The following is a 22,814-nucleotide window of genomic DNA, read 5'->3' as shown; positions in this document are numbered from 1 at the left end:
CATGCGCGCCCAACGACCAGATCGAGACGCCCGAACGCAGTGAAGCTCTTCATCCAGATCCCGTGCCTCAACGAGGAGCAGACGCTCCCCGCAGTCCTCGAGACGATCCCCCGGTCGATCCCCGGCATCGACGAGATCGAGATCCTCGTGATCGACGACGGTTCGACCGACCGCACCGTCGAGGTCGCGAAGGCCCACGGCGTGACCCACTTCGTCCGTCACGCCCAGAACATGGGCCTGGCGCGCTCGTTCCGCGACGGCGTCGACTACGCGCTGCTGCACGGTGCGGACATCGTCGTGAACACCGACGGCGACAACCAGTACCCGCAGGCGCAGATCGCGGACCTGGTCCTGCCGATCCTCGAGAAGCGTGCCGAGATCGTCATCGGCGACCGGCAGACGCGAACCATCGAGCACTTCTCCGGCTTCAAGAAGCTCATGCAGCGCTTCGGCTCCTGGGTCGCCAGCCGCGCAGCCGGCCTCGACCTGCCCGATGCCGCGAGCGGGTTCCGCGCCTACTCGAAGTACTCGCTCATCCGGCTCAACATCGTCACGCGGTTCAGCTACTGCATGGAGACGATCGTGCAGGCCGGCTACAAGCGCATCGCGATCGCCAGCGTGCCGATCACGACGAACGCCAAGACACGTGAGTCGCGGCTGTTCAGCAACATCTGGCAGCACATGTTCGAGTCCGGGTCCGCGATCGCCCGCGTCTACCTGATGTACCGACCGATGGCCCTGTTCGCCTCGGTCAGCGCCGTGCTCGCCGTCTGCGGGCTCATCCCGTTCATCCGGTACCTGGTGCTGCTCTACACGGACTCGGGAGGCGACCACCTGCAGTCGCTCCTGCTCGGGCTGGTCCTCGTCATCACGGCGGTGCTCGCGATGACGATCGGCGTCGTCGCGGACCTGACGCGGCTGAACCGGACCCTCGCCGAGGAACAGCTCGACCTGCAGAAGCTCGCCCGGTACGGTGACTGACCCCGCCCCTCCGGTGCGACGTCGCGAGTGGGTCGTCGTCGCCGCGGTGACGGCGACGTTCGGCTTGCTGCTCGTGCTCTGGGCGGCTCTCGTCCCGACCTTCCAGGCGCCCGACGAGCGTGCGCACTTCGACGCGGCCGTGCACGTCGCGATCGGCGACGGCTGGCCCGACCCGGGCGACCTCCGCGTGCTCGACGCGGTCCAACAGGCGAGCGGCCCCCGACCCGACAGCGCCCCGACCATGGGTGAGCTCCTGCGCTCGACCGGGGCTTCGTCGTCGGACACCGTCGACCAGATGACCCAGCACCCGCCGACCTACTACCTCGTCGCAGCGGGTGTGCTCCACCTGGTCGACTTCGAGTCGCTCCGGCCGCACGTCGCGCTGCTCGCGGTCCGGCTCCTCGGTGCCCTGTTCGTCCTGCCGCTGCCGGCACTCGCCTGGGCCACCGTCCGGCGGGTGACCCGGTCGCCCCGTGCCGCGCTGGTCGGGGCGTTCGCCGTCCTCGCCGTCCCCGAACTCGCCTCGATCGGTGCCTCGGCGTCGAACGACGCGCCCGTCGTGCTCTTCGCGGCGACCACCGTGTGGCTGGCCGTCCGGGTGATGACCGGCGACGACCGGGTCCGCACCGCGCTCGCCCTCGCCCTGTCCCTCGGCGTCGCGATCGTCTGGAAGGGCACCGCGCTCCCGCTGATCCCGTTCGTGGCGGTCGCCGTGCTCGTCGCGCCGATGCGTCGAGCCGGGGTCCTGCCGCGCGCCGTCCGGGCGCTCTGGGTCCTCGCCCTCGCCGCCGCCGTCGGCGCGTGGTGGTGGGTGCGCAACCTCCTCGTCTTCCACACGCTGCAGCCCAGCGGCTTCTCGGCCATCCGCCCGCCGAAGCCCTTCCCGACCGGGACCGGCCCCGACCCGGCCGCCTTCGCCGACGTGTCGTGGTCGACGATCGCCCGGACGTTCTGGGGCAGCTTCGGCGGACGGGCGCAGTGGATCCTCTCCCCCGTGGTCTTCGAGACCGCGACGGTCCTGGGTCTCGGTGCCCTGCTCGTCTGGGGCTTCCGACGCGCGCCGGGGCTCCGCGTCGCGATCACGCTCGCCGTGCTGCCGGCGACGATCTTCGTGCTGCAGACCGCGAACGCCTGGGGAAGCTACCGCGCCACCACGTTCATCGGCGCGACCCAGGGCCGGTACTACTTCCCCGCCCTGCTCGCGTTCATCGCCCTCAGCGCGATCGCCTGGCGCCGTGCCGTCCAGACCGACCGCGGCCGTCGCCGGTTCGCTGTCGTCGTCGCGGCCCTGTCCGCCGCGATGGCGGTCTACGGCCTGCTGTTCACCTACGGGAGCATCGCCGAGCACTCCCGGATCCGGGTGACGCCACTCGGACTCGACGTGCTCGCCACGTCGTCCCCGGTGCCGGTCCCCGTGATGGTGGTCGGGTGGCTCGTCGCGGCCGTGGTGCTCGCCGCCGCGGTGGTGGTCGCCGCCACGCTGCGGCCGTCCGTCGACGACCCGCTCGGTACCGCAGGCGCCGGGACCGAGACCGGAACCGAGACCGAGACCGAGACCGAGACCGTCCACCGTGGAGGGGCGACCGCATGAGCACCACGCGAACGCGGACCCGCGCGGTGGCCGCCCGCCCCGCCGTCGATCGTCGACACGACCGACCGCCCGTGGGCCGTCGCGAGGCCACCACGGTCATCGGCCTGACCGTCGTCTTCGGGCTCGTCCTCGCCCTCTGGGCGTACGTCAACCCGTCGCTCCACGGCCCGGACGAGCTCGCGAACGTCGACGCGGTGATCCACCTCGCGATGGGGCAGGGCTGGCCGCCGGCCGGTGACCTGCACTACCTGCAGGGCCTGCTCGCCCAGAACGTCCCGGTGCACCTGCCCGCCGCCACGGACCGTCCGGACTTCGCGACGATCGTCGGTGACGGCTCGGAGAACCCGCTCGTCAACCCGATGTCGCAGCATCCGCCGACCTGGTTCCTGGTGCAGGCGGTGGTCGCCCACCTGCTCGACTTCGCCGGCCGCCGCTGGGACATCGTCGTGCTCGGCATGCGCCTGGTCGACGTCGCGGTCATGCTCCCCGTCCCGGCGCTCGTCTGGGCGAGCGTCCGTCGGGCGACCGGTTCGCCCCGGACCGCCGTGGCCGCGGCCGCGACCCTCCTGGCCGTCCCACAGGTCGCGCAGCTCGGCTCGTCGGTGTCGGTGTGGGTGCCCGTGATCACCGCCGGCGTGCTCGCCACGTGGCTCGCGGTGCGTGTGCTCACCGGGGACCGCTCCTGGTGGACGGTCCTCGCCCTCGGCGGCGCACTGGCCGTGGGGACCGCGGTGATGGCCGGCGGCGCGATCGCCGTCCCGTTCGCGCTCCTGGCCGTGGTCGTGGCGCGGAACGGGTCCGGGCCACTCGGCCGCCTGCTGCGTGCGCTCGTCGTGCTCGCGGTCCCTGCCGTCACCACCGCGTGGTGGTACGTCGCGCTGGCCGTGCAGACCGGCACGCCGCAGCCCGATCCGTTCCCCGCCGTGTCGAGGTCGTGGCCCGCGCACGAGTCGCCCGCCCCGACGCAGTTCGCGGGCGCGTTCTGGAACGGCATGTCCAACTCGTTCTGGGGCCTCCTCGGCCGGTACGAGTGGCCGCTGTCGGCCGTGCTCGTCGACTCCTTCACCGTGATCGCCCTGGCGGCGCTGGTCTGGGGGCTCAGCCGCCGCACCGTGGACCGCCGCACCGTGCTGGTCGCCGCGGCCTTCCCCGTGACGGCCCTCGTCGTCGTGCTCGCCCGCGACTGGGCCACGTACGCCAGCCACCTCGGCGTCACCGTCAACCAGGGCCGGTTCCTCTTCCCGGCGCTGGCCGCGTTGCTCGTTGCCCAGGCCTGCGCGTGGCGTGCCCTCGTCGAGCGCGACGTGGTCCGGGTCCGCCTGGCACGCGCCGCGATCGTCGTGGCGCCGCTGGTCGCGGTCGCCGCGCTGGGGCTGCTCTACTCGGGGTCCTACGAGGAGCTCGTCTTCCGCATCTCGGTCGCGGGACGTCAGACGCTCTTCGGCTCGCTGCCGTACGGCGTCCGTCCGCTCGCGGCCCTCGTCGTCGCCACCGCGCTGGTCGGCCTCGTGACGCTCGTGCTGGCCTGGGGTGCCGTCGGGCGACGGGGACCGCAGCGCGCGTCGACCGCCTCCGCGGTCGGAGCGGACGACGCCGATGCTGCCCGCCCCGTCGGCACCGGCCCGCAGGACGTGCCCGGCGCCGACCAACCCGACCACGACCCCGACCACGACAACGGCGCCCGGTAGACTCACCGCCGACCGACCGCTCACCGATCACTGAAGGAACAACGCGTGAAGATCCTCGTCACCGGAGGGGCCGGCTTCATCGGCTCGAACTTCGTCCGCCGTACGCTGCAGGACGCCTACCCCGGCCTCGAAGGTGCCGATGTCGTCGTGTACGACGCGCTCACCTACTCGGGCAACCTCGAGAACCTCGCGTCGGTGGCGGACTCGCCGCGGTACACCTTCGTGCAGGGCGACATCACCGACGCCGCCAAGCTCGACGAGGTCGTCCCGGGCATCGACGCCATCGTGCACTTCGCCGCCGAGTCCCACGTCGACCGTTCGGTCCGCGACTCCGGCATCTTCGTCGAGACGAACGTCGTCGGCACCCAGCGTCTGCTCGACGCCGCACTCCGCCACGGCACCGAGCGTTTCGTGCACGTCTCGACCGACGAGGTCTACGGGTCGATCAGCGAGGGCTCGTGGGACGAAGGGCGCCCGCTCGAGCCGAACTCGCCGTACTCGGCGTCGAAGGCCGGCAGCGACCTGCTCGCGCGCAGCTACCACCGCACGCACGGGCTGAACCTCTCGATCACGCGCTGCTCCAACAACTACGGGCCGTACCACTTCCCCGAGAAGGTCATCCCGCTCTTCGTCACGAACCTCATCGACGACCGGCACGTGCCGCTCTACGGCGAGGGCGACAACATCCGCGACTGGCTGCACGTCGACGACCACACCCGCGGCATCGCGATGGTCCTGACGAAGGGCCGCGCGGGCGAGATCTACAACATCGGTGGCGGCACCGAGCTCACGAACAAGGAGCTCACCCAGCTGCTCCTCGACGCGACCGGCAAGGACTGGTCGTACGTCGACCGCGTCCAGGACCGTCTCGGCCACGACCTGCGCTACTCGGTCGACATCTCGAAGATCCGGGCCGAGCTCGGCTACGAGCCGCAGGTGCCGTTCGAGCAGGGTCTGGCCGACGTCGTGCAGTGGTACCGCGACAACCGCGCCTGGTGGGAGCCCCTCAAGGAGCGCGCGGCGCTCAGCTGAGCCCGGCGACGACGATGACGCGCACCCTCATCACCGGCGCCGCCGGCATGCTCGGCCGCGACCTCCAGCTCGCGCTGCAGGGTCGTGACGTGACCGCGCTCGGCCGCGCCGACCTGGACATCACCGACCCGGACGCGGTGGACGCGGCCGTCGCCGGCCACGACGTCGTGATCAACTCGGCGGCGTACACGAAGGTGGACGACGCCGAATCGCACGAGGACGAGGCCGCCGCGGTGAACGCCACCGGCCCGCGGCTCCTCGCCGAGGCAGCGGTACGCCACGGCGCGAAGCTCGTGACGATCTCGACGGACTACGTGTTCGACGGCAACGGCACCGCGCCCTACGCCGAGGACGCACCCACTGATCCGCTGAACGCGTACGGGCGGACCAAGGCGGTGGGCGAGGCGGCCGTCCGACAGGTCGCGCCGGATTCGTCGTACATCGTGCGGACCGCGTGGATCTACGGCGAGCACGGCCCGAACTTCGCCGCGACCATGCTCCGGCTCGCGGCCTCGCACGACACGGTCTCGGTGGTCACCGACCAGGTCGGGCAGCCGACCTGGACCGGCGACCTGGCCGCCCGCATCGTCGAGCTCGTCGACAGGGACGCTCCGGCCGGCATCTACCACGGCACGAATTCGGGCCAGGGCTCCTGGTACGACTTCACCCGCGCGATCTTCGCCGAGAACGGACTGGACCCCGAGCGCGTGCTCCCCACCGACAGCGCGTCCTTCGTCCGTCCGGCACCGCGCCCGGCGTACAGCGTGCTCGGGCACGACGCGTGGTCCCGAGCCGGACTCGCCCCGATGCGTGACTGGCGCGAAGCGCTCCACGCGGCGGTCGAGGCGGGGGCCCTGCGCCACTGACTCGTCCTGACGGGGCGACCGACGGACGGGAGGCGCGGTGCCAGCTGGCACCGCGCCTCCCGTCCGTCGTCGGTCCGGCGCGCTCCGTCAGCCGACGATCGCACCCAGCCGCTCGTCGAGCGGTCCGACGGCTGCCTCCGGCCGGAACCGCTCGGCAGCCGCAGCAGCTGCGGACCGGCGTTCGGCGAGGAGCGCCCGGTCCTCCGCCAGGGCACGGAGCGTGGCGGTCAGGGCGGCGGCGTCGCCCGGCGGAACGCCGATCACCGCGTCCCCGAATGCCCGTCGCTGCGGCGCGGTGTCGCTCGTCACGACCGCGAGGCCGGCGGCCGCGCACTGGTAGACCTTGTTCGGCACGACCTTGCGTGCCTTCGGCGTCGTGCCGAGGATGCCGATGCCGACGTCGTGCCCGGCGACGAGGGCCGGCAGCTCCTCGGACCCGACCCACGGGATCCACTCGGTGGGGGCGCCCCCCGCAGCAGCGGCCTGCGCCGCCTCGAGGTCCTGGCCGGAGCCGATCATCGTGACGCGGACGGGGTCCTCCGGCCGGAGTCCACCGATCGCGGCGCCGATCGTCGCCGCACCCTGGAGCGGGGTGAAGAGCCCGAAGAACACCACACGCAACGGCCCGTCGGTGGCGGCCGAGGGCGACGACTCCTGCGCGGCGTCGTACCACTGCGCCGTGGCCCCGACGGGGACGACGACCGCCTTCGTCCGCAACCGCTCGGGCACCAGGTCGCGGTGCTCGTCGGTGTCGAGGACCACCACGTCGGCGATCCGCAGCGCCGCGCCGTCGATCGCGCGGAGCAGCCGCTGCTTGAGGCCGGTGCCACCGACCCCACGGTCCTGCGCGGTCGTCGCGGCGAACACCAGGTGGTCGAGCACGATCGGCGTGCGCGGGAAGAGCAGGCGTGCGAGCCAGACGTCGAAGTGCCCCATGTAGCCGACGAGCACGGCGTCCGGCCGTCCGGCGGCCCGCGCGCGCACCGCCTTCCCGATGAGCCGTGACCAGCTCCGGACGAGTCGCCCGGCCATCTGCGCGGCTCCCGACCGGGCGCCGAGCATGGCGACGCGCTCGCGCGTGGAGAGGCCGAGCGGGACGTTCGCCTCGGCGACCACGTGTCCGCGCGCGCGCAAGCCGTCGGCGAGCACACGCACTCGAGGGTGGTCCGCCGCCTGGTATGTTCCGAAGGCCAAGATCCGCACGTGGGGCCGTCCTCTCCGATGCTCGCGCGCGCCGGATCCGAGCCGGCGCCCGATCAACCCTAGGTGAGAATGACCGAACCCCAGCAGCCCGCCGGACGCTCCCGGACGAAGACGATCGTCCGCGTCGTCGGCCTGGTCGTCGCCCTCGTGCTGTGCGTCGCCTTCCTCGTCCCGCGCGCCGGGGACATCGTCGACGCCTTCGGCCGACAGGACCCCCTGACCCTGGTCGCCGCGTTCGTCACGGGCGGGGCGGCCACCTACGTCACGTTCCTGTCCTGGCGGTCGCTGATGTCCGGGGCCGGACACCGGATCCCCCTGGGTGCTGCGCAGCGGGTGTTCTTCCTGTCGCAGATCGGCAAGTACATCCCCGGCTCGGTGTGGCCGATCGTGGCGCAAGCCGACCTGGGCCGCGAGCACCGGGTCCCCGCGGCGCGCAGTGTCGCGGTGGGCATGCTCACCCTCCTCATCAGCTGCGGCGCGGGCGTCTCGGTCGCGGCGGTGACCATCCCCTTCGTGCAGCCCGACGCGTTCTCGCGGTACTGGTTCGTCGTGCTCCTCGTGCCGGTGGTCCTCGCGGCCCTGCACCCGGCCGTGCTCCGTTTCGGGCTGCGTCTGGCCTCGAAGGTCACCCGCCGGGACCTCGGCACGCTCGAGATCAGCACCGGCGCCGTCGTCCGCGCGTTCGGGTGGGCGCTGCTGGCGTGGGTGGTGTTCGGCCTGCACATCGTCCTGGTGCTGGTGCCGCTCGGACAGGTCTCCCTCCGCGTGACGACGCTCACCGTCGGCGCCTACGCCCTCGCCTGGCTCGTCGGCTTCCTGGTCTTCTTCCTGCCGGCCGGGCTCGGCGGACGCGAGGCCGTCCTCACCGCGCTGCTCACCGCCGGGGTGCCGCTCGGCGCGTCAGCGGCGGTCAGCGTCGCCGTGACCTCCCGTGTTCTCCTGACGGTCGTCGACCTGGTGTTCGCCGGGGCTGCCGTGCTCGGGGAACGCCGACGTCGGCGCGCGCCTGCTGTGGACGACACCAGCGACCTCCCCGGTTCTCCCGAACGCCACTGGTAGCCTCGTCAGTCGACCCCGGGACGACCCGGGACGCACCACCGAGGAGCCCTGCCAGATGACCACACTCCGCGTGATCGTGGACCAGGTGCTCGCACCGGTACCCGGCGGCATCGGCCGTTACGCGGAGGAACTGACCCGGCAGCTCATCGCGACCGCCCCGGACGGTTGCGACGTCGAAGCGGTCGTCTCCGCGTCCTCGGCCGCCGAACTGCAGCGTCTCCGGACACTCCTGCCCGGGCTCGCCGACCTCGACCGGCTCGCGCTCCCCCGTCGTGAACTGGCCCTCGCGTGGCAGGGCGGTCTCGCCCACGGCGCCTCGCACGGCATGGTGCACGCACCGAGTGTGCTCGCACCGCTGGTCAAGCACGACCGTGTGCAGGAACCGGGTCGGCAGACGGTCGTCACGGTGCACGACACGGTCCCGTGGACGAATCCCGAGACCCTGACGCCGCGCGGCGTGCACTTCCACAAGGCGATGGTGAAGCGCGCCTACAAGTACGCCGACGCCGTCGTGGTCCCGACCCACGCGGTCGCCGGACAGCTCAACGAGATCCACCGGTTCGACGACCGACTGCGGGTCATCGGCGGCGCACCGAGCGGGCGCCTGCGCGTGCCGGTCGACGCCGACCTCCGCGCCGAGCGCCTGGGCCTGCCCGACCGCTACGTGCTGGCCGTCGGCACGCTGGAGCCCCGGAAGGGCCTCACCGCGCTCATCGACGCGATGGCCCACCCCGACGCGCCAGCGGACGTCCCCCTGGTCATCTCCGGGCCGGACGGGTGGGGCGACGTGGACGTGCACGGCACCGCCGAACGCGCCGGGCTCGACCCGTCACGGGTGAAGGTGCTCGGACGGGTCGACGACGCCGACCTCGCCGTGGCGTACGACCGTGCCACCGTCTTCGTGTTCCCGAGCCTGGCCGAGGGCTTCGGGCTCCCCGTGATCGAGGCGATGAGCTTCGGCGTCCCGGTGATCCACTCCGACGACGAAGCCGTCAGCGAGGTCGCGTCCGACGCCGGTGTGTGCGTCGCACGGAACCCCCGGGACACCTACCCCGAGCGTCTCGCGCAGGCGATGTACCAGGTCGTCAACGACCCGCACCTCGCGGGCCAACTCGCCATCGCCGGTCCGGACCGCGCCCGGATGTTCGACTGGCGGGACTCCGCCCTCGAGACCTGGCAGCTGCACGCCGACCTCTGACTCGGGGCGTCGGTACTGGTCGGCGTCGGTACTGGTCGGCGTCGGTACTGGTCGGCGTCGGTACTGGTCGGCATCGGTACTGGTCGGCATCCGTACTGGTCGGCATCGGTACTGGTCGGTCCGGCAGCGTCACGGCTCGGCATCGATCGCCCGCTCCGCCGTGTCCCTGGCCGGGAGGCCCGTCCTCGGCTGCCAGGATCGGCTCATGACCCGTCGTCACCCGTCCACGGCCCTCGCCGCCGCCATCACCGTCGGCGTCGGGGCGGCCCTGTTCCTGACCGCGTGCTCCGGCGGCGACACCCCGGCACCGACCCGGAGTGCGACCGCGACGACGACCTCGAAGCCGACCCGGACACCCTCGCCCACCCCGCCGGCGACGGCGACGACCCCGCCCGACCCGTCTTCGCCCGCGACGTCGGCACCGGCACCGGGGAACGACGACGGCGCCGACGGCTCCGGACAGGGCAACGGCAACGGCGGTGGCGTCACCGACCCGGTCAGCGTCGACTTCGGCACCGTGAGCCAGCAGGGCATCGCGGCGGCCGGTGGTGGGAAGGTCGTCTCCCTCGCCGGGTCGGGCGACCTCTGGACCGTCGTCGTCGCCGGGCCCGACGGCTCACTGACGCAGTCCGTGGTGTCCGCCACGCTCGGCCGGGTCACCTCCGGACCGTTCCCGAAGGACTCCGACGCCGCGACGAAGACCGTGAACGCAGCACGTGCCGCCGGACTGCGGGTGGATGCCGACGCCGCCGCCGCGAAGGCCACCGCAGCGGTCCCGGGCAGCACCCTCGCCAGCCTGCAGCTCGGCGGGAGCGGTTCCGCGCCGACCTGGACCGCGACGGTGTCCGCGGGTGGGGCCAGCCGCACGGTGACCGTGGACGGCGTGACGGGCGCGGCCCGAGCCTCCTGACCGTCGACCGGTGCCACTGACCTCGCGCGGGCGCGGGCGTCGGGCAGGTCAGCGGGCGTCGCGGAGCGCCTGCGCCTTCCGCTCGACGGCCTGCTCGAGCTCGGTGGCGTACTCGGCGAGCCGGGCCGCGACCGTGGGCTCGGACGACCCGATGATGCGCGCTGCGAGGAGCCCGGCGTTCGCCGCACCGTTGATGGCCATCGTCGCGACCGGGATGCCCGCGGGCATCTGGACGATCGACAGCAGTGAGTCGAGGCCGTCGAGGCGGGCGAGCTGCACCGGGACACCGATGACGGGCAGGGTCGTCACCGAGGCGACCATGCCGGGCAGGTGGGCGGCCCCGCCGGCGCCGGCGATGACGACGCGGATGCCGCGACCGGCGGCCTCACGACCGAAGCGCATCATCTTGTCCGGGGTGCGGTGCGCCGACACGACGTCCGCCTCGTAGGGGATCCCGAGCTCGTCGAGCACGTCGGCTGCGGCGCGCATGGTCGGCCAGTCCGAGTCGGAACCCATGATGACGGAGACGAGGGGGTCGGGAGCGGCGCTGTCGGTCACCCTGCCGAGCCTAGCGGCGGGTGGCGGGCGTCTCCCGCCGGGCCCGCCGGGCCAACCGGGCCAGCCAGGCCAGCCGGGCGACGGGACGGCTCCGTCAGCGGACCGTCACGGTGCGGCAACCGAGCGAGGCGTCCCCGCCGCGGCCGAGCCCGGTCGCCGTGACGCACACGGTGTGCCGGCCTGACGCGACGGCCAGCGTCCGCGAGTAACCGTGCGACGATCCGGCGCTGTACACGCGGTCGACGTCGGGACGGGAGCCCGAGGCGGCGACGCCCGTCGGGTGTCGCCCGTCGATCCGCACGGTGACGGTGACCGGGGTGCTGACCGCGTCCCGGTCGAAGGCCCAACCCGACACGGCCACGCGACGTGTCGCAGGGGACGTCGCGGCGTCGAGCCGGCCGACGGGAGCGCTCGCGGCCACCGTCACGGTCCGGCACACCGAGGTCGGGCCGGTGCGGGCCGTGGTGCTCGTGCCACCGGGACCGACGTCGGACACGACCGCGCACACCCGGTGGGTGCCCGCGGGACCCGGCACGACGGTCTGGAACCCGTGTGCTGCTCCGGCACCGGTGGCCCGTGCGACGTCGGGGCGGTCGAGGCCCGCAGTGGTCGTCGCGACGGTCCGACCGTCGACGGTGATTCCCACGGGGAGCGACGCACCGGGCGCGTCGGCGTCGACCGTCCAGCCCCGGACCGCGATGCCCGCCGGGGCCGTGGTCGCCGAGTCGAGTGCGACCCGCGGTGCCACGGGCTGCCGCGTCGCGGGGGTCGGCGTCAGGACCGGGGTACCGAGCGCGGCGTTCGCGACGAGTGCCTGCGCGTACGCCGAGTACCACGACCCGGCCCGAGGTCCGCCGTTGCAGGTGCCGTCACTCGCGCCGGGCGTCTTCACCCAGAGCAGTGCGTCGAGCGCGGTGCCGTCGGTGGCCACCCGGGGCGTCGTACCGAGGCCGGCGCCCGGCGCGTTGCACCAGGTCCCCCGCCACCCGGTGCCGTTCCGCGAGGTGTCGATCACGTAGTGCGACCCTCCCGTCAGGGCGGAGACGCGCTGTGCGTACGCCTGCTCCTGCGCGACGGGGTAGTAGTTCGCGACGTTGGTGGAGAACCCGCGGGCGGTCTGGACCCCGGCCTGGACGAGCCGGTCCGCCATCGTCGCCGCCGGGACCCAGTTCGAGTTCCCCGCGTCCAGGTACGCGGGGACGCCGGCAGCGGTGAAGGCCGCGACCTCGCGCGAGAGGATCCGGTAGCGCTGCTGGTCCAACGACCCGGTGCAGGCACTGTTGCTGAGCATCGCGAGCGAGTCCGGTTCGACGACGACCACCGCACGCTTCCCGGCGACGAGTGACACGACCTGGTCGACCCAGCGGTCGTAGGAGGTCTCGTCGAAACCACCCGCCGAGTAGCCGCCGCAGTCACGCTGCGGGATCGCGTAGGTGACGAAGACCGCGGTCGTGCCGGTGGCGGCGGCACCGTCGGTGGCGGCGGTCACGGTCTCGGTCAGGGTGGTGCCCTGCGTCCACTCGCCGAGCCAGGTCGCCACCGGGTAGCGGGCGATCGTCGAGGCGGCGGCGGCTCCGGCCGGGTCGGTCGTGCGGAGCGCCGCGGCGGCCTTCGCGGCCTCACCGGTCGGCGGGTTGTACTGTCCCCCGCGGTAGACCTGTGCCGCGGTGCGTGCGCGGAGCTCGGTCGGGGTGGCAGCGGCTGCGGGGCTCGAGTCGGACTCGGACAGGACGAGCCCGGAGGCGACGAGTCCGACCGTCACGACGGCGACGGCGAGCGCGACGGCGGACGCCCTGGTCGAGCGCGACGCTCTGGTGGAGCGCGACGCTCTGGTCGTTCGCGGTGCCCTGGTCGAGCGCATGTGGGTCCCCCGGGAGTCAGCGTGGTCAGCCTCCCCATGGCACCACGGCTCGCCCACGACGACCACCCGCCAGTCCGGGTGCCACCCGACGTGGTGGCACCCGGGCGCAAAGGTCTGACAGGGGCACGGAGCAGGAAACCCTCCCCACCCGAGCGGCGTCGGTCCATCAGCCCGCAGCGCGCCAGCCGTCAGTCATCCGGGGTCAGCCGTCAGCCGTCGGTCATCCGGGGTCAGCCGTCAGCCGTCGGTCATCCGGGGTCAGTCGTCGAAGTGCGCTGCCGCGGCCCGGGCGCGGTACACGACGTCGTCCACGTCGTCTCCGGTCACCGTGACGTGGCCGATCTTCCGACCGGGGCGCGGGGCCTTGCCGTAGAAGTGGTACTTCGCCTCCGGGAACGCGGCGAGCGCCGCCGGGTACCGACCGGCCAGGTCACCGTCGCCGGGCCCGCCGAGCACGTTGACCATGACCGCGACGGGAGCGTTCGTCCCCGTCGCGCCGAGCGGCAGGTCGAGCACGGCCCGCAGGTGCTGCTCGAACTGGCTCGTGGTCGCCCCGTCGATCGACCAGTGGCCGGTGTTGTGCGGACGCATCGCGAGTTCGTTGACGAGGATCCGGTCATCGTCGGTCTGGAAGAGCTCCACCGCCAGGACCCCGGTGACGTCGAGCTCCTCGGCGACGCGGACGGCGATCGACTCGGCCAGGTCGGCGATCCGACCGGCACTCGAGGGCGCGGGCGCGATCACCTCGGCGCAGACCCCGTCACGCTGCGTCGTCTCGACGAGCGGCCAGGCGACGATCTGTCCGGACGGTCGTCGGGCGACGGACTGCGCGAGCTCGCGGGTGAAAACGACGAGTTCCTCGACGAGGAGCGCCTGGTCCCCGCCGGACTCGGCCACCGCGATGAACCAGTCCTCGACGTCGGCGGGGTCCGTGACGACACGGACGCCCTTGCCGTCGTACCCGCCCCGCGGGGTCTTCACGACGGCGCGTCCGCCGTGCTCGGCGAGGAACGCGCGGAGCTCGTCGGCGTCGTGCACGGCGGCCCAGTCCGGCACCGGGAGCCCGAGCGCGGTGAGCCGACGACGCATCGTGATCTTGTCCTGCGCGACCGCGAGCGGCGCGGGGCCCGGCCGGACCGCCACACCGGCGTCGACCAGCGCGGCGAGGACGTCCTGGGGCACGTGCTCGTGGTCGAAGGTGACGACGTCGACGTCCTGCGCGAACGCCAGGACGGTCTCGGCGTCGTGGTAGTCACCCTCGGCGGTCGCGGCGATGGCCGCGGACATGCCCGGTCCCTCGGCGAGGACACGGATGTCGAGCCCGAGCTCCACCGCTGCGGGCACCATCATCCGCGCCAGCTGACCACCGCCGATGACCCCGACTCGCAGCGCCATCGATCAGCGTCCCATGCCGTGGTAGGCGAAGCCCGCGGCGCGCCAGGCGTCCCGGTCCAGGCAGTTGCGGCCGTCGATGACGACCGGGGTGGCGACGGCCGCGGCGACAGCGGCGGCGTCGAGTTCACGGAACTCGTTCCACTCGGTGAGCACGAGCACGATGTCGGCGCCGGTGACGGCCTCGGTGACGGTCTCGACGTAGTCCAGCTCGGGGTGCAGACGGCGCGCGGTGACGATGGCCTCCGGGTCGTACGCGGCGACGTCGGCACCGAGTTCACGCAGACGGGCGGCGATGTCGAGCGACGGCGAGTCCCGGACGTCGTCGGAGTTCGGCTTGAACGCGAGTCCGAGGACCGCGACGCGCTTGCCGGTGACGTCGCCGCCGAGGGCCTGCGTGGCGAGTTCGACGACGTGCGCCCGGCGGCGGAGGTTGATCGCGTCGATGTCGGCCAGGAACGCGAGCGACTCGCCCACGCCGAGCTCGTCGGCGCGGGCCTGGAACGCACGGATGTCCTTCGGCAGGCAGCCGCCGCCGAAGCCGAGGCCGGCGTTCAGGAACTTCCGGCCGATGCGGGCGTCGTGTCCGATGGCGTCGGCGAGGGCGGTGACGTCGGCACCGACGACCTCGGCGATCTCGGCCATCGCGTTGATGAACGAGATCTTGGTCGCGAGGAACGCGTTCGCGCTGACCTTGACGAGTTCCGCCGTGGCCAGGTCGACGACGAGACGAGGGGTGTCCTCGGCGAGCGCGACGGCGTACACCTCGTCGAGCGCCGCGACGGCGGCTTCACCCTCGGGACCGGCGGGCACGCCGTAGACCAGGCGGTCCGGCGCGATGGTGTCCTGCACGGCGAAGCCCTCGCGGAGGAACTCCGGGTTCCAGACCAGCGTGGCGCCGGGGACGGCCGCGCTGACGTCCGCGGCCAGGCGGGCCGCGGTGCCGACGGGGACGGTCGACTTGCCGACGACGAAGTCCCCCGCGGACAGGTGCTCGGTGAGCGAGGCGACGGCGGCGTCGACGTACTTGAGGTCGGCGGCGCCGGTCGGTCCCTGCGGGGTGCCGACGGCGACGAAGTGGACCCGCGCGCCGGCGACCTCGGCCATGTCGGTCGTGAACCGGATCCGACCGGAGGCGAGGGCCTCGGTCAGGATCTCGGGCAGACCGGGCTCGAAGAACGGTGCTTCGCCCGCCGCGAGTCGTTCGATCTTCCCCGGGTCGACGTCCACCGCGACGACGTCGTGTCCGAGCTTGGCCATGGAGGCGGCGTGGACGGCACCGAGGTAACCGCAGCCGATGACAGAGATACGCACGGGACGACGGTACCGGGTCGTCGCCCGGTCCACGAGACGGTGAACCGCAAGAGAACGCGCGGTTCCCCGCAGTGTCTCCGCAGATCCGAGTCGGAGCGTGCGACTAGCGGTCGTGTCGGGCGGTCCCGCGGACGATGTCGTCCCAGTCGGGTTCGCGGTGCCGACGTCGTGCCTCGTGCGCCTCGACCAGGTCGTGCAGCACGGCGACGACGAGGTCCGCGTGCGGGACGTCGGCGAGCACGAGCGCCGGGTCGTCTCCCGGGAACACGAGCACGTCGCCCGAACGGAACAGCCCCTGGGCGCCCTGTCGCCGCACGGTGACGTCGTACCCGCGCGAGTGCAGCAGCTCCCGGCGGGTCCGGGTGCCGAGACCGTGCGAGACCACGAGTCGCCGGGTGGTCACGACGTACCGCTGGGACATCCACCGCAGCAGCGGCACGACGCCGCCGAGCAGGACGAGCACGACGACCACGACCGCGACGACGACGTTGAGCCAGGCGAGTTCCGCGCGGAACACCCCGAAGCCGAACCCGCCGGCGGCCGCGACGAGCACGACGAAGACCGCGGGACGGACGAGTCGTCGGGCGTGTGGCCGGAGCCGGGCGACGACGAGCTCGGGGGCAGGCTCGTCCGTCATGGGCTCATGCATAGCGCAGGTGGGTGACGTCCCCCACCGCGACGCCCCTGGAGGCGCCGGTCCGGTCCCGGATCGTGATGCGGCCGTCGTCGTCGACGCCGGTCGCGTCGGCCTCGACCGTCGATCCGTCCGGCAGCTCGAGGCGCACCCGCTGGCCGACCGTCCCGCACACGGCCCGGACGTGCGAACGGACCGCGTCGGCGGCGGCACCTCCCGCGACGAGCCCGGCCACGGCCTCCTGGAGGCCCGTCCAGAGGTCCGTCAGGACCGCGTCGGCGAGTGCCGTGGCCGGTCCGGTCGCACCGGCCACGAGCAGGGAGGTGGCGGTCGGGGTGGGCAGCGCGCCGGCCGGGATCGTGAGGTTCACGCCGACGCCGACGACGACGGACCCGTCGGCGGCGACCTGGCAGAGCACACCGCTGACCTTGCGGCCGTCGACGAGGACGTCGTTCGGCCACTTCACGAGCACGCGGTCATCCGTGTCCGTCTGCGCGTCCGTGTCCGTCTGCGCGTCCGCGTCCGTCTGTCCGTCGGCGTCGGCGTCGGCGAGCACGCCGGCGACGGCGTCGCGCACGGCGGCGCCCGCGACGAGCGGCAGCCAGCCCCGGTCGCGGGGGTCGAGGTCCGCCCGCACCAGCACGCTCGCGGCCAGGGTCTGGCCCGCGGGGGCCACCCACGACCGGTCCAGCCGTCCGCGTCCGGCTGTCTGGTCGAGGGTCACCACGACGCTGCCGGAGGCCAGGTCCGGTGCGTCGCGGAGCAGGTCGGCGTTGGTGGACCCCGTCGTCGGCAGCACCGTCATCGTCGCGCCGGCGCCCTGGACGGCGGCGCTGGTGGAGACGAAGTCGGGTGCGACCGGTGTGGACATGCACGCAAACCTACGGCCCGGAACCGTGGGGGTCCTCCAACGGGGGTGTCCCGCACCGCCGGTAGGGTGAGCGGGTGACCACAGGAGACACCCCCGATCTCTCGACGACCGCAGGCCGTCTGGCTGACCTCCGCGACCGGTACCACGAAGCCGTGACCGCCGCAGGCGAGTCCGCGATCGCGAAGCAGCACGCCAAGGGCAAGATGACGGCCCGCGAGCGGATCGAGCAGCTGCTCGACGAGAACTCCTTCGTGGAGCTCGACGAGTTCGTCCGCCACCGCACCCACGCTTTCGGGATGGAGTCGAAGCGTCCCTACGGTGACGCGGTCGTCACCGGCCACGGCACCATCCACGGCCGACAGGTCGCGGTCTACGCGCAGGACTTCACGGTCTTCGGCGGTTCCCTCGGTGAGGTCGCCGGCGAGAAGATCGTCAAGGTGATGCAGCACGCGCTGAAGACCGGTGTGCCGATCATCGGCATCCTCGACTCCGGTGGCGCCCGCATCCAGGAGGGAGTGGTCGCGCTCGGCAAGTACGGCGAGATCTTCCGCCTCAACACCGCGGCCTCCGGCGTCATCCCGCAGATCTCGATCGTGATGGGCCCGGCCGCCGGTGGCGCCGTGTACTCCCCCGCCCTCACCGACTTCGTGATCATGGTCGACAAGACCAGCCACATGTTCGTCACCGGCCCGGACGTCATCAAGACGGTCACCGGCGAGGACGTCGGCTTCGAGGAGCTCGGCGGCGCGCAGACCCACAACGCGGTCTCCGGGGTCGCGCATTACCTGGCCGAGGACGAGACCGACGCGCTCGACTACGCGCGCTCGCTGATCGGGTTCCTGCCGGACAACAACCTGTCCGATCCGCCGACGTACGACGTCGCGCCGGAGCTCGAGACGACCGACGCCGACCGCGAGCTCGACGTCGTCATCCCGGACTCCACCAACCAGCCGTACGACGTCACCCAGGTCATCGAACACGTCGTCGACGACGGCGAGTTCCTCGAGGTGCAGCCACTCTTCGCGCCGAACATCATGATCGGCTTCGGTCGTGTCGAGGGCCGCACGGTCGGCATCATCGCGAACCAGCCGCAGGCGATGGCCGGGACGCTGAACATCGACGCCGGCGAGAAGGCCGCGCGCTTCGTCCGGTTCTGCGACGCGTTCGGGATCCCGATCCTGACCCTGGTCGACGTCCCGGGGTACTTGCCCGGCACCGATCAGGAGTGGACGGGTGTGATCCGCCGCGGTGCGAAGCTCCTGTACGCCTACGCCGAGGCCACCGTGCCGCTCGTCACCGTGATCACCCGCAAGGCGTACGGCGGCGCGTACATCGTGATGGGTTCGAAGCAGCTCGGGGCGGACATCAACCTCGCCTGGCCGACCGCGGAGATCGCGGTCATGGGCGGTCAAGGCGCGGTGAACATCCTCTACCGCAGCGAAATCAAGCGTGCCGAGGAAGCCGGCGAGGACGTCGCTGCCGTCCGCACGAAGCTCGCGAACGAGTACACCTACAACGTGGCCTCGCCGTACCTGGCGGCCGAGCGCGGCGAACTCGACGGGATCATCCAGCCGCACGCCACGCGCGTGTCGGTCATCAAGGCGCTCCGGGCGCTGCGCGGCAAGCGGGCGAGCCTGCCGCCGAAGAAGCACGGGAACATCCCCCTGTGAGCCCACGCCATGCTGCCGATGCCCCGGCCGACGCCACCGCGTCGGTCGCGGACGTGCGTGTCGTCGGCGGGGACCCGACACCCGAGGAGCTCGCGGCCGTGATCGCGGTGCTGCAGCGTCAGGCAGACGACGCTGCCGCTGCCGGGCGAGCCCAGACGGAGTCGTCACCGCGTGACGGCTGGACCCGCTCTGCTCGAGGGATGCGCGGACCGCTCCAGCAGGGCTCCTGGAGCCGGTCCCTCCGCTGAACCCGTTCGCGTCCGGTACCGGTCCGGTGACGGTTCGGCACCACCGGCTGTCTGTACCCCGTTCGGTACCGACCGGTGTCGACCTCGGCACAGCGGCGGACGCACCGTTCGGTCTCCCCTCACTCGGGGGTCGTCCACGCCAGGAACCGTCGCAGATCGCCCGAATTGTCCCCCGAAATGACGACTGACACCCCCTGGTGCTGTTGGCATCATTGTCTGTGTTGGGTGTTCTTCGTTGAAGTGCATCGCCGGTCGGTGGCCGACTAGGGTACGAAGCCACCGCCGAGACGAGTCAGGGCGATATTCGGGTTGTCGCTCTGCCTCGGGTCGTGAACGGGCCGGTCGGTAGCTCCGACCGGCCCGTTCCCCGTTTTCGGGGTCGTTCCCCGTTTTCCGGGTCGTTCCCCGCCTCCGAGGCATTCCCTGTCTCCGGGGCGTTCGCCGCTCCCCTCGTGTGCGCTGCCGGCTCGGCGTCAGCCCTGGGTCGCGTACCGGTCGATCTCGAGCCACAGCGCGACGGAGTCGTCCCCGTCGTCGTCCTCGTCGTCGTCCGCCGCCCCGAGGGCTGCGGACTCGCTCTCGGCCGCGTCGAGCCGCAGTCCGACCACGGTCACCGCGGCGTCGGCGTTGTCCGGCACGGTCCGGACGATCACGTTGTCGGCGTCGGCCTCGTACGCGCGTCGCAGTGCGTCGGCGAGCTCGGCGTGCACACGCTCCTGTTCGACCGTGTCGAGGTCGTCCAGGCCGCCGTCGTCGTGCAGCTGCACGACGGCGCCGCGACGGCGCAGGCGCATGACCTCCGCCCGGACGTCGTCGGACAGCAGCGAGCGGCCGCGGATCTCGTCGCGGATCGCCTGCTCGAGGTGCAGGCTCTCGGCACGCTCGTCCTCGTCCAGGCCCCCGCACGTGTCGATGATGCGCTGGAGCATCGGCAGCGCCATCCGCGTCGTCTGGCCGAGCCGGACCTGTCGTTCGGACACGTGCGCGTCCTGCGCCGCCTGCCAGTCGACGGTCTCCTGCTCCGCGCGGACGAAGTCCCGGGTGATCCGGGTGGCGTGGCTCATCGCGATCGCGAACCCGGTGGCGACGGACAACCAGATCACGTTGCCGAGCGCACCCAGCTCGCCCAGTGCCTCCAGGCCGGCCCAGCCGACCGAGTGCACCGTGCAGAAGGCGACGCCGACCCAGGCGAAGCGACCGCGCTGCCGGACGGCCAGCACGACCATGAGCGTGCCGACGGCGGCGATCCACCACGTGGCGTACGTCGGGGCCACCGCCAGGTCGACGACGGTCGAGCAGACGAGGGGCATCACGACGGCGGTGGCGAGTGCGAACCACGCCACCCACACCGGCAGGACCGGGCCGCGCACCAGCAGCGCGAGAGCGGTCGCCGCCGCGTAGAGGACCATGCAGGCGACGATCGGTGCGGCCTTCGCCGGCGTCCCGGGCAGCGTGGTGACGGCGAGGACCAGGTGCAGCAGCGAGAAGAGCGCCGCGAGTCCGATGGCGACACCCGCCGGGATGGAGGCCCTCATGCGTCCGCTCCCGCCTGGCGGACCGAGCCGGTCCGGTGAGCGGAACGGTCGTCGGCGCGGAGCGCCGGCCAACGGAGCACGATGCGGGTGCCGGAGCCGGGGGCGGTGCGGAGATCAGCCTCGCCGTCGGCGGCGGCCATCCGCTCGATGATCGAGCGCCGGACACCGAGGCGTTCGGCCGGGACCGCGTGCGCGTCGAACCCGGTGCCGTCGTCGGCGACCTCGACCTGCACGGACGAGCCGTCCGCGGCGATCGTCACCCAGCGCGAGACGTCGTCGCCGGCGTGCTGCACGCTGTTCACCGCCGCCTGGAGCGCGGCCGAGGCGATCGCGTCCGCCGCCGAGAACGGCAGCGCCGGACCCGCCATCGGGAGGCTTCGCACCTCGACCGGGGCGCCGAGGGACGTGACGGACGTGGCGATCCGGTTCCGCAGGACGTCGAACGGCACGACCTGGTCATCCCCCGGGCCGTCGGCGGCGGCCGCGGCGAGGTGGTCGATCGCGTTCCGTGCCATGCGTGCGGCGAGGGTCTTCGCGTCCGGGGTGTCCGCACGCGCTGCGGACAGCAGCGTCGTGAGCACGCTGTCGTGCACGATGGCGTCGACCTGGACACGTTCGACCTCGGTGGCGTGCTCCCGGATCGCCCGTGAGTACCGACGGACCGCGGTGGCCTGGGCGACGTCGACCGCCGCCGCCGCACGACGCAGCACCACGATGAGGATCAGCGCCGCGATGCCGAGGACCGCGGTGTAGGCGCCGTCGAGGAACGCCCGCTGCGGGCCGACCGCACCGCCGGCCGGCGAGAGCCGCAGCACGACGTAGATGATCGGCACGAGGGCGTTGTAGACCGCGGCACGCCACGTGGCGAAGCTCAGCGAGGCGGCGATCGTGCCGACGTTGCAGAGCCACCACGGCCACGGGGACTGGTCGACCGGCAGCGATCGGTCGACCGTCAGCGGAAAGGTCAGCAGCGCGACGAGGAACAGCAGCGCGCAGACGGTCTGCGCCGCCTGGGACCAGCGCTGCACGATCGCCGAGACGCCGACCGCGACGAGCGACAGCGCCATCACGATCGCCGTCGTGGGTGCCCAGACCGGGTCGAGGTACGGCAGTTGCTTGAGGAGGCCGGGGACGTTCACCGCCCCGAACCCGATCGCGGCGATGGCCATCAGGATCGTGAACGCCCGGTCGAGCGACGCCTGGGTGATCGTGGCGCGGACCGACCGCGACGGATCGGCCCAGCCGGCGCCGCGGACGTGACCCGGACCGTTCCCGTCAGGTCCGGCGGGCCCGGCATCGATCGGACCGGCCGCGGCGGGTCCGGTGGCTGCGGGGGACGACGGACGCCGGGCCGCTGCCGGCCCGGCGTCCGCCGATGCGTCGGTGGTCACGAGGACCGACCGGCGCGGGTGTCGTCAGCGACCATCGCCGTCGGGGTCGATGCCGGAGTCGAGCCCCGGCAGGATCCCGTCCTCGACGGCACGGCGGAGCAGGTCGACCTTGGTCGGGGCGGGGCGACCCACCTCGACGTACTTCACGCGGATGCGGTCCAGGTACTCCCGGGCCGTGGAGTACCCGATGCCGAGCTGCTGCGCCGCCAGCTTGAGCGGCAGGCCCGAGGCGTACAGGTGCAGGATCTCACGTTCGCGACGCCCGAGCTGGGCCTTCGCGAAGTCCCGGTCCGCATCGATGGCGCTCGCCCACTCGAGGTTGTTGAGCACGTCACCCCGGGCCACGGTCGCGACGGCGGCCATCACGGTCTTCGTCGCGGACGACTTCGGGATGACACCGGCAGCCCCTGCGGCCAGAGCCTCCCGCACGTTCGCGACGCGGTCGGCGATGCTGTGCACGAGCACGGCCGAACCGGTGCCCTGCACGCCCTTGACGTTCTCGGTCACCGTCGAGCCGTCACCCAGCGACAGGTCGAGGACGACGACGTCGACCTCGCGCCCGCCGAGTTGGGCGATGTACTCCGGGACGCTCGCGGCGGTGAGGACCACCTCGAACCCCTCGTTCTGACAGGCCGCCTGGATCCCCAGTCGGACGGACTCGTGGTCGTCGACGATGGCGACCCGGACCGGCCGGGTCTCGGGACCGGCAGTCCCTGTCGTGCCGGTCGATGTGCTGGTGGTCGTGTCTCCCACGGTTGCCTCTCGTTCCGACAGCGCGCCGGGCCCTGATCCCGGTTGCCGTCGTCACCAAG

20 protein-coding genes are annotated in these 22,814 nt (G+C 72.6%); 10 read left to right on the top strand and 10 right to left on the bottom strand.

Features of this window, described 5'->3' with window-relative positions; all coding sequences use genetic code 11:
• The first annotated feature begins 39 nt into the window (after positions 1-39).
• From DEI89_RS04040 to rfbD, 5 genes are read left to right on the top strand one after another with little or no spacing between them, the layout of a single operon-like run.
• Positions 40-981 (top strand): glycosyltransferase family 2 protein, encoded by a 942-nt coding sequence (locus tag DEI89_RS04040; protein WP_110902738.1) that lies wholly within the window; start codon positions 40-42, stop codon positions 979-981.
• Positions 974-2,572, top strand: coding sequence for a glycosyltransferase family 39 protein (locus DEI89_RS04035; RefSeq protein WP_110902737.1), 1,599 nt, complete (start codon positions 974-976; stop codon positions 2,570-2,572). The genes DEI89_RS04040 and DEI89_RS04035 overlap by 8 nt, the downstream gene beginning before the upstream one ends.
• Positions 2,569-4,260 carry a glycosyltransferase family 39 protein gene (locus tag DEI89_RS04030; protein WP_110902736.1) on the top strand — a complete coding sequence of 564 codons (1,692 nt, stop codon included), beginning with the start codon at positions 2,569-2,571 and terminating at the stop codon, positions 4,258-4,260. Before DEI89_RS04035 ends, DEI89_RS04030 begins: the two co-directional genes overlap by 4 nt.
• Positions 4,261-4,305: 45 nt before the next feature.
• On the top strand, positions 4,306-5,292 hold the full coding sequence (gene rfbB / locus DEI89_RS04025) for a dTDP-glucose 4,6-dehydratase (protein ID WP_110902735.1): 987 nt from the start codon (positions 4,306-4,308) through the stop codon (positions 5,290-5,292).
• 14 nt (positions 5,293-5,306) lie between these two features.
• On the top strand, positions 5,307-6,158 hold the full coding sequence (gene rfbD, locus DEI89_RS04020) for a dTDP-4-dehydrorhamnose reductase (RefSeq protein ID WP_110902734.1): 852 nt from the start codon (positions 5,307-5,309) through the stop codon (positions 6,156-6,158).
• An 87-nt stretch (positions 6,159-6,245) separates the two neighbouring features.
• On the opposite strand, the gene DEI89_RS04015 is transcribed toward rfbD, so the two are convergent.
• Entirely contained in the window at positions 6,246-7,361 is a 1,116-nt protein-coding gene (locus DEI89_RS04015; RefSeq protein WP_258366445.1) for a glycosyltransferase, read from the bottom strand.
• A 69-nt stretch (positions 7,362-7,430) separates the two neighbouring features.
• Here DEI89_RS04015 and DEI89_RS04010 point away from each other — a divergent pair, with 69 nt between their 5' ends.
• The 3 genes from DEI89_RS04010 to DEI89_RS17570 all read left to right on the top strand — a co-directional run bounded on the left by DEI89_RS04010 (position 7,431) and on the right by DEI89_RS17570 (position 10,528).
• Positions 7,431-8,420, top strand: a complete 990-nt coding sequence (locus tag DEI89_RS04010; protein WP_110902733.1) for a YbhN family protein — start codon at positions 7,431-7,433, stop codon at positions 8,418-8,420.
• Positions 8,421-8,475: 55 nt separating this feature from the next.
• Positions 8,476-9,618 (top strand): glycosyltransferase family 1 protein, encoded by a 1,143-nt coding sequence (locus tag DEI89_RS04005; RefSeq protein WP_110902732.1) that lies wholly within the window; start codon positions 8,476-8,478, stop codon positions 9,616-9,618.
• A gap of 205 nt (positions 9,619-9,823) precedes the next feature.
• Positions 9,824-10,528, top strand: a complete 705-nt coding sequence (locus DEI89_RS17570) for a hypothetical protein (protein ID WP_110902731.1) — start codon at positions 9,824-9,826, stop codon at positions 10,526-10,528.
• Between the two features lie 48 nt (positions 10,529-10,576).
• Here DEI89_RS17570 and purE read toward each other — a convergent pair whose 3' ends face one another.
• From purE to DEI89_RS03970, 6 genes are all read right to left on the bottom strand, one after another.
• On the bottom strand, positions 10,577-11,086 hold the full coding sequence (gene purE, locus DEI89_RS03995; RefSeq protein WP_258366264.1) for a 5-(carboxyamino)imidazole ribonucleotide mutase: 510 nt from the start codon (positions 11,084-11,086) through the stop codon (positions 10,577-10,579).
• Positions 11,087-11,180: 94 nt separating this feature from the next.
• Positions 11,181-12,848 carry a glycoside hydrolase family 6 protein gene (locus DEI89_RS03990; RefSeq protein ID WP_181421479.1) on the bottom strand — a complete coding sequence of 556 codons (1,668 nt, stop codon included), beginning with the start codon at positions 12,846-12,848 and terminating at the stop codon, positions 11,181-11,183.
• A gap of 357 nt (positions 12,849-13,205) precedes the next feature.
• A complete protein-coding gene (locus DEI89_RS03985) occupies positions 13,206-14,342 on the bottom strand; it encodes a 5-(carboxyamino)imidazole ribonucleotide synthase (RefSeq protein WP_110902729.1) in 1,137 nt (378 codons plus the stop codon).
• Between the two features lie 3 nt (positions 14,343-14,345).
• On the bottom strand, positions 14,346-15,653 hold the full coding sequence (locus tag DEI89_RS03980) for a UDP-glucose/GDP-mannose dehydrogenase family protein (protein WP_110902776.1): 1,308 nt from the start codon (positions 15,651-15,653) through the stop codon (positions 14,346-14,348).
• Between the two features lie 103 nt (positions 15,654-15,756).
• Positions 15,757-16,290 carry a PH domain-containing protein gene (locus DEI89_RS03975; RefSeq protein WP_110902728.1) on the bottom strand — a complete coding sequence of 178 codons (534 nt, stop codon included), beginning with the start codon at positions 16,288-16,290 and terminating at the stop codon, positions 15,757-15,759.
• A 4-nt stretch (positions 16,291-16,294) separates the two neighbouring features.
• Complete coding sequence (locus tag DEI89_RS03970; RefSeq protein WP_258368715.1) at positions 16,295-17,158, bottom strand: biotin--[acetyl-CoA-carboxylase] ligase; 864 nt, start codon at positions 17,156-17,158, stop codon at positions 16,295-16,297.
• A gap of 74 nt (positions 17,159-17,232) precedes the next feature.
• On the opposite strand from DEI89_RS03970, the gene DEI89_RS03965 reads away from it, so the two are divergent.
• Positions 17,233-18,828, top strand: a complete 1,596-nt coding sequence (locus DEI89_RS03965) for an acyl-CoA carboxylase subunit beta (RefSeq protein ID WP_110902727.1) — start codon at positions 17,233-17,235, stop codon at positions 18,826-18,828.
• A complete protein-coding gene (locus DEI89_RS03960; RefSeq protein WP_110902726.1) occupies positions 18,825-19,076 on the top strand; it encodes an acyl-CoA carboxylase subunit epsilon in 252 nt (83 codons plus the stop codon). Before DEI89_RS03965 ends, DEI89_RS03960 begins: the two co-directional genes overlap by 4 nt.
• A 473-nt stretch (positions 19,077-19,549) precedes the next feature.
• On the opposite strand, the gene DEI89_RS03955 is transcribed toward DEI89_RS03960, so the two are convergent.
• From DEI89_RS03955 to DEI89_RS03945, 3 genes are read right to left on the bottom strand one after another with little or no spacing between them, the layout of a single operon-like run.
• Positions 19,550-20,611, bottom strand: coding sequence for a hypothetical protein (locus tag DEI89_RS03955; RefSeq protein ID WP_181421478.1), 1,062 nt, complete (start codon positions 20,609-20,611; stop codon positions 19,550-19,552).
• Positions 20,608-22,002: a sensor histidine kinase gene (locus tag DEI89_RS03950; RefSeq protein ID WP_110902725.1), complete on the bottom strand. Its 1,395-nt coding sequence runs from the start codon at positions 22,000-22,002 to the stop codon at positions 20,608-20,610. The genes DEI89_RS03955 and DEI89_RS03950 overlap by 4 nt, the downstream gene beginning before the upstream one ends.
• Positions 22,003-22,026: 24 nt before the next feature.
• The gene (locus tag DEI89_RS03945) at positions 22,027-22,755 is read right to left on the bottom strand and encodes a response regulator (RefSeq protein WP_375334549.1); all 729 of its coding nucleotides are present in this window, start codon (positions 22,753-22,755) and stop codon (positions 22,027-22,029) included.
• Positions 22,756-22,814: the final 59 nt, after the last annotated feature.

This window comes from Curtobacterium sp. MCBD17_030 (assembly GCF_003224255.1).
GTDB lineage: Bacteria > Actinomycetota > Actinomycetes > Actinomycetales > Microbacteriaceae > Curtobacterium.
The sequence above is the reverse complement of the archived record's forward strand: the minus strand, read 5'-3'. Positions and strand labels throughout refer to the sequence as shown.

Bases quoted from the DNA above. Each gene is read 5' to 3' on its own strand.
- DEI89_RS04030 (WP_110902736.1), top strand. From the start codon at position 2,569: ATGAGCACCACGCGAACGCGGACCCGCGCGGTGGCCGCCCGCCCCGCC.
- rfbD (WP_110902734.1), top strand. From the start codon at position 5,307: ATGACGCGCACCCTCATCACCGGCGCCGCCGGCATGCTCGGCCGCGAC.
- DEI89_RS04010 (WP_110902733.1), top strand. From the start codon at position 7,431: ATGACCGAACCCCAGCAGCCCGCCGGACGCTCCCGGACGAAGACGATC.
- DEI89_RS04005 (WP_110902732.1), top strand. From the start codon at position 8,476: ATGACCACACTCCGCGTGATCGTGGACCAGGTGCTCGCACCGGTACCC.
- DEI89_RS17570 (WP_110902731.1), top strand. From the start codon at position 9,824: ATGACCCGTCGTCACCCGTCCACGGCCCTCGCCGCCGCCATCACCGTC.
- DEI89_RS03985 (WP_110902729.1), bottom strand. From the start codon at position 14,342: ATGGCGCTGCGAGTCGGGGTCATCGGCGGTGGTCAGCTGGCGCGGATG.
- DEI89_RS03975 (WP_110902728.1), bottom strand. From the start codon at position 16,290: ATGACGGACGAGCCTGCCCCCGAGCTCGTCGTCGCCCGGCTCCGGCCA.
- DEI89_RS03970 (WP_258368715.1), bottom strand. From the start codon at position 17,158: ATGTCCACACCGGTCGCACCCGACTTCGTCTCCACCAGCGCCGCCGTC.
- DEI89_RS03955 (WP_181421478.1), bottom strand. From the start codon at position 20,611: ATGAGGGCCTCCATCCCGGCGGGTGTCGCCATCGGACTCGCGGCGCTC.